Origin of the sequence: Caulobacter sp. CCH9-E1, assembly GCF_001556515.1 — a bacterium.
GTDB lineage: Bacteria > Pseudomonadota > Alphaproteobacteria > Caulobacterales > Caulobacteraceae > Caulobacter.
Genome location: NZ_LSJA01000348.1, coordinates 1 through 9,840, shown reverse-complemented (window position 1 = coordinate 9,840; position 9,840 = coordinate 1). Strand labels below are relative to the sequence as shown.

Annotated in this window: 11 protein-coding genes; 5 read left to right on the top strand and 6 right to left on the bottom strand. The window is 69.8% G+C overall.

What is annotated here, in order from left to right:
• Positions 1-222: 222 nt before the first annotated feature.
• Complete coding sequence (gene trxB, locus AX690_RS19730) at positions 223-1,230, bottom strand: thioredoxin-disulfide reductase (protein WP_066680867.1); 1,008 nt, start codon at positions 1,228-1,230, stop codon at positions 223-225.
• 145 nt (positions 1,231-1,375) lie between these two features.
• Here trxB and AX690_RS19725 point away from each other — a divergent pair, with 145 nt between their 5' ends.
• Positions 1,376-1,585 (top strand): hypothetical protein, encoded by a 210-nt coding sequence (locus AX690_RS19725; RefSeq protein WP_066680869.1) that lies wholly within the window; start codon positions 1,376-1,378, stop codon positions 1,583-1,585.
• Between the two features lie 26 nt (positions 1,586-1,611).
• On the opposite strand, the gene AX690_RS19720 is transcribed toward AX690_RS19725, so the two are convergent.
• Both AX690_RS19720 and AX690_RS22470 read right to left on the bottom strand, forming a co-directional pair.
• Positions 1,612-1,839 carry a type II toxin-antitoxin system HicB family antitoxin gene (locus tag AX690_RS19720; RefSeq protein ID WP_066680870.1) on the bottom strand — a complete coding sequence of 76 codons (228 nt, stop codon included), beginning with the start codon at positions 1,837-1,839 and terminating at the stop codon, positions 1,612-1,614.
• Positions 1,829-2,089: a hypothetical protein gene (locus AX690_RS22470; RefSeq protein WP_082769764.1), complete on the bottom strand. Its 261-nt coding sequence runs from the start codon at positions 2,087-2,089 to the stop codon at positions 1,829-1,831. Before AX690_RS22470 ends, AX690_RS19720 begins: the two co-directional genes overlap by 11 nt.
• Before the next feature lie 115 nt (positions 2,090-2,204).
• On the opposite strand from AX690_RS22470, the gene pseI reads away from it, so the two are divergent.
• A complete protein-coding gene (pseI, locus tag AX690_RS19715; protein ID WP_066680872.1) occupies positions 2,205-3,257 on the top strand; it encodes a pseudaminic acid synthase in 1,053 nt (350 codons plus the stop codon).
• Here pseI and pseG read toward each other — a convergent pair.
• The 3 genes from pseG to AX690_RS19700 all read right to left on the bottom strand — a co-directional run bounded on the left by pseG (position 3,254) and on the right by AX690_RS19700 (position 7,367).
• Complete coding sequence (pseG, locus tag AX690_RS19710) at positions 3,254-4,249, bottom strand: UDP-2,4-diacetamido-2,4,6-trideoxy-beta-L-altropyranose hydrolase (RefSeq protein WP_066680876.1); 996 nt, start codon at positions 4,247-4,249, stop codon at positions 3,254-3,256. The two genes, pseI and pseG, sit on opposite strands and share 4 nt — an antisense overlap.
• Positions 4,246-4,959 (bottom strand): cytidylyltransferase domain-containing protein, encoded by a 714-nt coding sequence (locus AX690_RS19705; protein ID WP_066680878.1) that lies wholly within the window; start codon positions 4,957-4,959, stop codon positions 4,246-4,248. Before AX690_RS19705 ends, pseG begins: the two co-directional genes overlap by 4 nt.
• A 200-nt stretch (positions 4,960-5,159) precedes the next feature.
• Positions 5,160-7,367 (bottom strand): methyl-accepting chemotaxis protein, encoded by a 2,208-nt coding sequence (locus AX690_RS19700; protein ID WP_066680880.1) that lies wholly within the window; start codon positions 7,365-7,367, stop codon positions 5,160-5,162.
• A 103-nt stretch (positions 7,368-7,470) separates the two neighbouring features.
• Here AX690_RS19700 and AX690_RS19695 point away from each other — a divergent pair, with 103 nt between their 5' ends.
• The 3 genes from AX690_RS19695 to AX690_RS19685 form a co-directional block, all read left to right on the top strand.
• Positions 7,471-8,133, top strand: coding sequence for a glutathione S-transferase family protein (locus AX690_RS19695; RefSeq protein WP_066680882.1), 663 nt, complete (start codon positions 7,471-7,473; stop codon positions 8,131-8,133).
• A gap of 143 nt (positions 8,134-8,276) precedes the next feature.
• Positions 8,277-8,630: a hypothetical protein gene (locus tag AX690_RS19690; protein ID WP_197426921.1), complete on the top strand. Its 354-nt coding sequence runs from the start codon at positions 8,277-8,279 to the stop codon at positions 8,628-8,630.
• Positions 8,627-9,840, top strand: a 1,214-nt coding sequence (locus tag AX690_RS19685) for a methyl-accepting chemotaxis protein (protein ID WP_066730528.1), incomplete at its 3' end; no start/stop codon positions are given. The genes AX690_RS19690 and AX690_RS19685, both read left to right, overlap by 4 nt.

Below are 9,840 nucleotides of genomic sequence, written 5' to 3'. Positions count from 1 at the left end.
CGCCGTCACGGCGCCCCCCGCGCCGCCGCCTCCGCCGCCCAGGCCCAAGCCCCGGCCGCCGAGTTTGCTGAATCCGTTGAATTGATCTTCGAGATGCTCCCCCGCGATGCGGGGGAGCTGTCGCGGAGCGACTGAGGGGGCAAGCTAGACCTATGCCGCGCGAGCCCCCTCCGTCCCTCTGGGCCACCTCCCCCGCATCGCGGGGGAGGAACTAAAGCGCCCTCACCAAACCCCGATCTTATTCGCCTCGACGTGGCTGATCGGGTGGTGGGCCTTCTTGTGGTCTTCCTCGGCCAGGAAGCGGACGGCTTCCAGGGCGGCCATGCAGCCCATGCCGGCGGCGGTGACGGCCTGGCGGTAGACATCGTCGGTGACGTCGCCGGCGGCGTAGACGCCCTTGATCGCGGTCGAGGCCGTGCCCGGCTTGACCTTCAGATAACCGCCCGGACCGGTCTCCAGCTGGCCGGCGAACAGCTCCGACGAAGGCGCGTGGCCGATGGCGATGAAGACGCCGTCGCAGGCCAGGTCCGTGGTCGCGCCGGTCTTGACGTTCTTCAGGCGGACGCCCGTCACCCCCATGGGGTCGGTCTCGCCCGTCACCTCGTCGATGACGCTGTCCCAGACCACCTCGATCTTCGGATGGGCCAGCAGGCGCTCCTGCAGGATCTTCTCGGCGCGCAGCTCGTCCTTGCGGTGGACCAGGGTCACCTTGCTGGCGAAGCTGGTCAGGAAGAGAGCCTCTTCGACGGCCGTGTTGCCGCCGCCAACCACGACCACTTCCTTGTTGCGATAGAAGAAGCCGTCGCAGGTGGCGCAGGCGCTGACGCCAAAGCCCTGGAACTTGCTCTCGCTTTCCAGGCCCAGCCACTTGGCCTGGGCGCCGGTGGCGATGATGATCGTCTCGGCGATCCAGTCCTGGCCGCTGTCGGTCTTGACCGTGAACGGGCGCTGGGAAAGGTCGACGCTGGTGACGATGTCGTTGACCAGCTCGGTCCCGACATGCTCGGCCTGGGCGCGCATCTGGTCCATCAACCACGGACCCTGGATCACGTCGGCGAAGCCCGGATAGTTCTCGACGTCGGTCGTGATGGTCAGCTGGCCGCCGGGCTGGATGCCGGCGATCAGCACCGGCTTCAGCAGGGCGCGCGCGGCGTAGATGGCGGCGGTGTAGCCGGCGGGACCCGATCCGATGATCAGGCAGCGGGTTTGGCGGGGAGCGGTGCTGGACATGGCGGATATCTAGGCTCGATTCCGCTCGCGCGCCAGATTTCCGCGGGCTCGCGGTGTCATGTCACGGTGAAGGTGCGTAGACATAACCCCGGTTTTGGTGTGGACTTCCAACCAGTGGCGACAAAAGCCACCGGAGGAAAAACTCATGAAGCTCGGAGTCATGCTGGGCGTGGGTCTGGTCGTCCTGTTCGCGGGGGTGGCCAATTTCTGGATCGGCGATGTCAAGCTGGGCTTGGCGCTGATCGCGATCTTCGCCGCCCTGGCCGGGGTTTCCGCCCTTGTCGGCAAGCGCGAGTACGAAGAGCGTCGCAGCCGCCGGCCGCCGCTCTCGGACTATGAGCCACACCTGGAATAGGGTTCTTCTTAAAGCAGACGGGGCTGTTAAGTGCCGTACCGATAGTGCTTGTCAGGCTCCGGAATCTTCCGGCCCTCGGACAGCGCGTGATCGATCCATTGGGCAATCGCGTCCTCAATGTTCTTGAGAACCTCTGCCTCGGTCGCGCCGTCAGACATGCAGCCAGGCAGATCTGGAACGGTGGCCAGATAGCCGCCGCCATCTTCGTCCGACAGCGTTCTCAGAACGACACTGTAGTTAAGTCTACGGATCATTGGCTGGCCTCACCGCACGATCAATATAGGCCGCAAGCTGCTTTATGTATATCGGCTTGATCGGGCGTCGCGCTGGAATGGTAAGAATTTCAAAGAGTTTCGGGTGGGACACCCGGTAGTGCGACCCGCCGCCGGTGGGCGGCTGACAGGTCAGGCCATAGCGCTTGCAAACGACTTCGACGTCGGAAATACGCCAATCGCCCGCGGGATTGCGCATCATCGCCAGCAAAAGCTTTTCGGCTTTCGACAATGAGTTCCTCTCGCTTCACGCGCATTCGCCAAAAAATTTCCTATAGATTGTATTTGGGTTGACGTCTCGTCTACGATTTCAAGGTTAACATGGGCGGATAAACGCGAGTGCGCCCATGTCCGCCCCCTTCATCGAGATCGCCGGCCGCCGCATCGGCGCCGACTATCCGCCCTATGTGATCTGCGAGCTGTCGGGCAACCACAACGGCAGCCTCGATCGGTGCCTGGAGATGGTCGACGCGGCGGCGGACACCGGCTGCGACGCGATCAAGATCCAGACCTACACCGCCGACACCATCACCCTCGACGTCGACCGGCCCGAGTTCAAGATCCGCGGCGGCCTATGGGACGGGCGCAGCCTGTATGAGCTCTATCAGGAAGCCCAGACGCCGTTCGAGTGGCACGCGGCCATCTTCGAGCGCGCCAAGAAGCGCGGCGTGACGATCTTCTCCAGCCCGTTCGACGAGACCGCCGTCGACCTCTTGGACGACCTCGGCGCGCCGGCCTTCAAGATCGCCTCGTTCGAGGCCGTCGATCTGCCGCTGATCAAGTACGCCGCCTCCAAGGGCAAGCCGCTAATCATCTCGACCGGCATGGCGAACCTGGAGGAAATGAAGACCGCCCGCGACACGGCCCTGGCCGCCGGGGCGGCGGGGGTGCTGCTGCTGCACTGCGTGTCGAGCTATCCAGCGACCTTCGCCGACGCCAACGTGCGGACCGTGCCGGACATGGCCGCCCGCTTCGGCTGCCCGATCGGCCTGTCGGACCACACGCCGGGAACGGCCGCCTCGGTGGCCGCGGTGACCCTGGGCGCCTGCTGCGTCGAGAAGCACTTCACCCTGGCCCGCGCCGACGGCGGACCTGACGCGGCCTTCAGCCTGGAGCCGGCCGAGTTCAAGGCCCTGGTCGACGACACCAAGAACGCCTGGGCCGCCCTGGGCGTCGCCCACTACGACGTCCTGGGCGCCGAGCGCGCCAACCTGCAGTTCCGCCGCTCGCTCTATGTCACCGCCGACGTCAAGGCCGGCGAGCCCCTGAGCCGCGCCAACATCCGCTCGGTCCGCCCTGGCTCCGGCCTGCCGCCCGGCGACCTCGACAAGGTGCTGGGGCGCCCCGCGACGCGCGACATCGCGCGCGGCGAGCCGCTGGATTGGTCGATGGTGGGCTAGGAGGGCGGGGCCGCGATCGTTTCCAGAAAAGCCGCCGCCGCCCGCTCGGCCCCCAAGCCGTCGCAGACCTGGGCGCTGGCGGCCGACAGCGCCGCGCGGCGGTCGGCGTTGTCCAGCAGGCCCGAAATCTCCCGTGCGAAGGCGGTCTCGAAGTCCGGCGCGGCGACGTCCAGGCAAGGCGCGACGTCGGCCGCCTCCAGGGCGCGGGCGGCGGGGGCCTGGTTTTCGGCCAGGATCAGGGCCAGAGTCGGCAGGGCCAGCACGCAGCGCTCCCAGGTGGTCGAGCCGCCGGCCCCGATCGCGAGGTCGGCCTCCAGCGTCAGGCGCGGCATGTCCTGGGCGTCGATGTGAAGGATCAGGCGCGCGTCCTGCTGGGCGAGCGCGCGCAGGGCCGGCAGGCTGGGCGCGCCGCCGCCGACCACGACGTCCAGCGCCGCGTCTCCGATCAGAGGCCGCAGCAGCCCGACCACGCGCTCGGTGATGGCGCCGACGTCGGTCAGGCCCAGCGACACCAGGATGCGCCGGACGGGCGCGCGCTCGGCCCGACGCGCCAGGGCCTTGGCGCGGAGGGCGGCGAAGGTCGGGCGCACCGGCGCGTAGGCCGGGCCCAGCAGCAGGCGGGCGGCTGGCGGGAGCAATCCGGCATAGTCCTCCGCCTTTCGCGCGGGGCCGGAGTCCAGCACCAGGTCGACGGCCAGCGGTCGGTCGGCCAGATCGTCGATCGCCAGCGCCGGGCGGCCCTTGGCCAGGGCGCGGTGGTCGTCGGCGCCCAGGCCATAGTGATCGAAGACGATCGCGTCGACGCCTTGGTCGCTTTCGGCTCGCGCCATGTCCGGCGCGAAGGCGTCCAGGATCGCGGCGACCTCGGGACTGGCCAGGAACGCGCAGGTCGCGCCCGCTTGCGCCAGCGCCCGGGCCAGGGTCAGGGACCGCATCACATGGCCGCCGCCGATGCTCGGGCCCGCCGCGCAGACGAACAGGATCCGGCTCATACCCGCCGGTCGCCCCCGTAGTCTTGCAGGTCCGGCCGGTCGCGGACGAAGGCCCGCACGTCGTCGGAGGTGAAGGCGCGGTTCTTCGGATAGAGGGCGTCATAGACCGTGGCGACGAAGGCGTAGTCGTCGGGGCGATCGACCGTCCACCGCACCGCGCCCTGGTCGGGGTGGCAGGCCAGGAACACCTGCCGCCAGCGCTCGGGCTGGGTGCGCAGGTCCCAGGTGACGTGTTCGCGCGCCTCGGGGCTGGCGACCTTGGCCGCCTCGCGCAGGGCCGAGGCCCGCATGACCTCGACGTCGGTGCCCTTGGGCCAGGCCCGACCCTCGGCGACATTGTTGGCGTAGTCGGCGCCGCTGGAAAGGCAGAGCTCGATCGTGGCGTCGATCAGGTCCGGATCGGCCAGCGGGCAGTCGGCGGTCAGGCGGACCAGATGCTCGGCCGGATGGGCGTCCAGCGCGCCGAGGAACCGCTCCTGGACATCGTAGAGCGAGCCGCGAAACACCGGGATCCCCTCGCGCAGCACGGCCTTCTCGATGGCGTCGTCCTCGCGGTTCTCGGAGGTCGCGACGACCAGCTTGTCGATCTTGCGGGAGCGGGCGACGCGCTCGATCTGCCGCACGATCATCGGCTGGCGCACGAGCGGCATCAGCACCTTTCCCGGCAACCGGGTGGAGCTCATGCGGGCCTGGAGGATGGCGACGATCATGGGCGGATGATGGGGGTTTGCAGCGGGAAAGACCACTGGGTTTGGAGAGAAGCGTAAGGCCCAAAAAAGCAGTGTCATCCCGGCCTTAGCGTAGCGGAGAGCCGGGACCCAGGGGCGGCCTCACTGCGCTTGGCCCCTGGGTCCCGGGTCGGCTTCGCCGCCCGGGATGACAAGGCGTTTTTGGCGATCACATAAGGTCCCTAAGCCGCCCGCCGCAGGCTCGAACGACCCAGCCGGAACCGCCCGACCAGATCCATCAGCCGCGCGCCCTGGTTGGCCAGGGCCTGGTCGGCGGCGCGGGCGCTTTCGACCATGGCCAGGTTCTGCTGGGTGAAGCGCTCGATCTCGGCGACCTCGGCGTTGACGGTCGACAGGTCCTGGGCCTGCTCGCGCACGGAGGCGGCGATGCGGGTGGCGGCCGAGTCGATGCCGGCCATCTGGCCCGCCACGCCGTGCAGGGCCGCGCCGGTCTTCTCGACCAGGGCCACGCCCGCCTCGACGCTGGCGCCCGACTGGGTGATCAGGCTCTTGATCTGCCTGGCCGAGTCCGCCGAGCGCTGGGCCAGGGCCCGCACCTCTTGCGCCACGACCGCGAAGCCGCGCCCAGCCTCGCCCGCCCGGGCGGCCTCGACCCCGGCGTTCAGGGCCAGCAGGTTGGTCTGGAAGGCGATCTCATCGATCAGGCCGACGATGTCGCCGATGCGGCGCGAGGAGGCGTCGATCTCGCCCATGGTCTGGGCGGCCTCGGTGACCACGGCGCCCCCGTCGTCGGCCTCGGCGCGGGCCGAGGCGACCAGACGGCGGGTCTCGTCGGCGCCGCCGGCGACCTCGCCCATGGCGCCGGTGACCGCGTTCAGCGAGCCAGCCGCGCGCTCAAGGCCCTGAGCCTGGCGCTCGGTCCGCCGCGCCAGTTCGCCCGAGGCGTTGGAGAGGGTGTCGCTGGCCTGGCCGATCGCGTCGGCGGCCTCGGCGATCTCGCCGATCGCCTGCTCCAGGCTGGCGACGGCCTTGTTGAAGTCCTGGCGCAGCGGTTCGTAGACCTCGGCGAACGGGCCGGCGATGCGGCGCGACAGGTCGCCCTCGGCCACGGCGGCCAGGGCGGCGCCGACCTCGCGGACCACGCCGGTCTGCTCGTCGATCGAGAGGGACAGGGCGGCGGCGCGGTCGCGGTCGGCGTCGGCCGCGCGGCGCAGGGCGTCCTGCTCGTCACGCAGGGCCTGGGCGCGGGCCAGCTCGCTGCGCAGGGTTTCGAGGGCCCGGGCGATCGAGCCGATCTCGTCGGCGCGGCCGGTCTCGGCCACGGGCAGGTCGTAGCGGTGCTCGGCCAGGCCCTTCACCGTCTCGCGCAGGGTTAGCAGCGGACGGGCGATCAGCCGGCGCGAGGCGACGGCCAGCACGGCCAGAGAGGCCAGCAGCAGGACGAGGCCGCCGACGGCGAGGCCCAGGGCCAGGCGGCGGGCCGGAGCGAGCAGGGCGTCCTCGCTGACGTCGGCCACCACGGCCCAGGTCGCCCCCGAGGCCAGGCGCACCGGCGCGACCAGGCGCTGGGCCTTGCGGCCGTTCAACTTGACGCCGTCGATCAGGGCCGGCTTGCCGTCGGCCATGGCCTGCTTGACCACGTCGAGGCCAGGATCGGCATAGGCCTTCATGCGCAGGGCCGTGTCGGGGTGCGAGACCCACAGGCCGCCGGGCGAGATCAGCATGGCGCGGCCGTCGTCGAACGGCTTCATGGCGTTGAGGCGAGCGGCGATGTCGTTCAGCGCGAGGTCCGCGCCCATCACGCCGACGGTCCTGCCGCCCGTGATCACCGGATAGGTGATCGAGGTCATCAGGACCTGCTTCTGCTGGCCGCCGTCGGCCACGTTGTCGGAATAGGGCTCCAGGATCGCCGGGCGGCCGCTCTGGAAGCTCTTGGTGAAGAACTCTTGGCCGAACTCGGCGTCCTCGCCCTGTTCGGCGGTGAGGGTTTCGCCGTCGCGGACCCAGTAGCCGATGAAGCGGCCAGACGGGGTCGAGCCCAGCTCGGCGCGGCCGGCGAAGGCGGCGTCGTCGCCCAGGGCGTTCGGCTCGAACATCAGCCAGCCGCCCAGCATCGCCTTGGAGGCGGCCGAGATCGGCTTCAACTGGGCCATGTAGGCGGCGCGGTCGCGCTGGCCCGAGGCGTACGAGGCCGAGAACATGCCGGCGGCGGCGCGCACCACGGCGTCGGCGTCGTCCAGGTCGTTCTTGACGCCCATGGCCGTCTCGGCCGTCATGCTGGCGGCGTAGCGTTCGGCGAGGCCGCGGACGGCCTGGCCGCTGCTGACGCTGATCAAGAGCGAGGCTGCGATCAGCAGGGCGCCCAAGGCCGTCCCGCCCGCCGCCATAAGCTTTCCGGCAAGCGAAAGCCGCTTGAACGCTCCGGCCATCCCAGTCCCCCAAACTCTACTGGGGCGACACAAGACTTGGCAAACCTTGCCGAACGTTGAACGGCTGGTCATTTCTTAGGCATAGCGAGGGGAGAAGCGCTGCATGATCGTCGTCCATCACCTGAACAATTCTCGTAGCCAGCGGGTGCTGTGGCTGCTCGAGGAGCTGGGCGTTTCCTACGAGGTCAAGCGCTACGAGCGCGACGCGAAGACCATGCTGGCCCCGCCGGAGCTGAAGAAGATCCACCCGCTGGGCAAGTCGCCGGTGATCACCGACGGCGATACGGTCATCGCCGAGACGGGCGCGATCATCGAGTATCTCGTCGGGGTCCATGGGGGCGGAAAGCTCATTCCCGCCCCGGGGACGCCCGAGCGCCTGCGCTATACCTATTGGCTTCACTACGCCGAGGGCTCGGCCATGACGCCGCTTTTGCTGAAGCTGGTGTTCTCGGCCCTGCCCAACCGCGCGCCGGGGCTGATGAAGCCCATTGTCCGCGCGGTCGCCGCCAAGGCCCAGGCCGGCTTCGTCGATCCGCAGCTGAAGACTCATATCGACTACTGGGAGGCGGAGCTTTCCAAGTCGCCGTGGTTCGCCGGCCAGGACTTCACCGCCGCCGACATCGCCATGAGCTTCCCGCTGGAGGCCGGGGCCGAGCGGGCCGGCGCGGCCAGCCGTCCGCACGTGAAGGCGTTCCTCGAAAAGATCCACGCGCGCCCCGCCTATCAGCGCGCCCTGGAGCGCGGCGGACCCTATGCCTACGCATAATGGGGCCAGGCGCCTGCGACCAAGCGTCGCCATGGCGTTAAAGTTAAGGCTTAGCCAACCAACGCCCGGGCAATCGTGACCTGCGTGTCCGGACCTGTCCGTCCGCAGCGCTAAGGAGCGTGTCCGCCTTGATTTCGGCCCCGATGACAGAGCCCGTTGAGCAAGGGCGCCGGTTCTCGGCCGCCGGTTCGATCGCCCTGGGCGTCGCCGGGGTGCTTCTGAGCCTCTTCGCGGCCGTGGCGGTGGAGGCCCAGCCGCGGACGCCGGATCGCCTCGCGGCGGTGTTCCCGCCCTGGTGGTCGACGGCGCGGGTCTTCGGCGCGGCGGGCGAGGCCGGCGATATCGCCGGCGCCGGCGGGGCGCCGTTCATCGTCATCCTGCGCGGCGATCCCGCCCGGCTCGCCGCCCGAGCGCGCGAGGCCGGCGCCCTTCTCCTGCTCGATCCGGCCCTGGCTGGGATGTGCGCCCGCCCGATCTCTTCGGAAGCCAATCCATGAAAGCTCCCTTCAAGCTGGTCTTTTCCAATCTGGAGGCGCAACGCGAGGTCGGCGGCAAGCTGATCGCGGTGTTGGCCTGGGCGATGGTTCCCGTGGTGCTGGGCGCGCGCCTGTCGGTGCATGGGCCTGTGTTGGCGGTGGCCGTGGCGGCGATCATGACCGCCGGCGGCGCGACCCTGGCCTGGCGCAAGGGCAGGGGCTCGGCCGGCCGCGCGCTGGTGGGGGTGGCCCTGATGGCGCAGGTCTCGCTGCTGGTCGCGGCGATGAGCGGTCACGCCTGGCAAACCGACATGCACATGGCCTATTTCGCCGCCCTGGCCCTGCTGGTCGTCTATTGCGACGGGGTGGTGATCGCCGCCGCCGCCGCGACCGTCGCCGTGCATCACCTGGGCCTGACCTATCTCCTGCCGCAGGCGGTGTTCCCCGGTTCGGCCAGCCTGGGCCGCGTGATCGTCCACGCGGTGATCCTGATCGTCGAAGCCGGCGCCCTGATCGCCGTCAGCGCCAGCGTGAACCACATGTTCGCCGTGGCCGGCGGCGAGCGCGCCAAGGCCAAGGAGGCCCTCGACGAGGCGCGCGCCGCCCAGGACGCCGCCGAGGGCGCCCGCCGCTCCGAAGAGGAGAGCCGCCTCAGCCACGCGGAGGCGCACAAGCAGGCCGAAGCGCAACGCGACGCGGCCATCGCCGCCTTGGGTCAGGCCCTCTCGCATCTCGCGCGCGGCGACCTGACCGCGCGGCTGCATACGAAATTCGCCGAGGCCTACGAGGCTCTGCGCTCGGACTACAACACCGCCGCCGACCGCCTGGCCGACACCCTGACGGTGATCGAAGGCCGGGTCGACGGGGTTCGCGCGGGCTCCGACCAGATCGCCGACGCCGTCCAATCCCTGGCGCGCCGCACCGAACGTCAGGCCGCCAGCCTGCAGGAAACCGCCTCGACCATGGACGACATCACCGCCACGGTGGGCCAGACGGCCTCGGGCGCCAAGCGCGCCGCGGACGTGGTGGCGCGCACGCGCAACGACGCCGAGCGCTCGAGCGAGGTGGTCGAGCAGACGGTCGCGGCCATGACCGCCATCGAACGCTCGTCGCAGGAAATCACCAACATCATCAGCGTGATCGACGAGATCGCCTTCCAGACCAATCTGCTGGCCCTGAACGCCGGGGTCGAGGCCGCCCGCGCCGGCGAGAGCGGCAAGGGTTTCGCGGT

What these genes read in the sequence shown, in the direction of transcription:
- AX690_RS19705 (WP_066680878.1), bottom strand. Translation starts at nt 4,959, where the DNA reads ATGATCGTCGCCATCCTCCAGGCCCGCATGAGCTCCACCCGGTTGCCG.
- AX690_RS19725 (WP_066680869.1), top strand. Translation starts at nt 1,376, where the DNA reads ATGAAGCTCGGAGTCATGCTGGGCGTGGGTCTGGTCGTCCTGTTCGCG.
- trxB (WP_066680867.1), bottom strand. Translation starts at nt 1,230, where the DNA reads ATGTCCAGCACCGCTCCCCGCCAAACCCGCTGCCTGATCATCGGATCG.
- AX690_RS19695 (WP_066680882.1), top strand. Translation starts at nt 7,471, where the DNA reads ATGATCGTCGTCCATCACCTGAACAATTCTCGTAGCCAGCGGGTGCTG.
- AX690_RS19690 (WP_197426921.1), top strand. Translation starts at nt 8,277, where the DNA reads ATGACAGAGCCCGTTGAGCAAGGGCGCCGGTTCTCGGCCGCCGGTTCG.
- AX690_RS19700 (WP_066680880.1), bottom strand. Translation starts at nt 7,367, where the DNA reads ATGGCCGGAGCGTTCAAGCGGCTTTCGCTTGCCGGAAAGCTTATGGCG.
- AX690_RS19720 (WP_066680870.1), bottom strand. Translation starts at nt 1,839, where the DNA reads ATGATCCGTAGACTTAACTACAGTGTCGTTCTGAGAACGCTGTCGGAC.
- pseI (WP_066680872.1), top strand. Translation starts at nt 2,205, where the DNA reads ATGTCCGCCCCCTTCATCGAGATCGCCGGCCGCCGCATCGGCGCCGAC.
- pseG (WP_066680876.1), bottom strand. Translation starts at nt 4,249, where the DNA reads ATGAGCCGGATCCTGTTCGTCTGCGCGGCGGGCCCGAGCATCGGCGGC.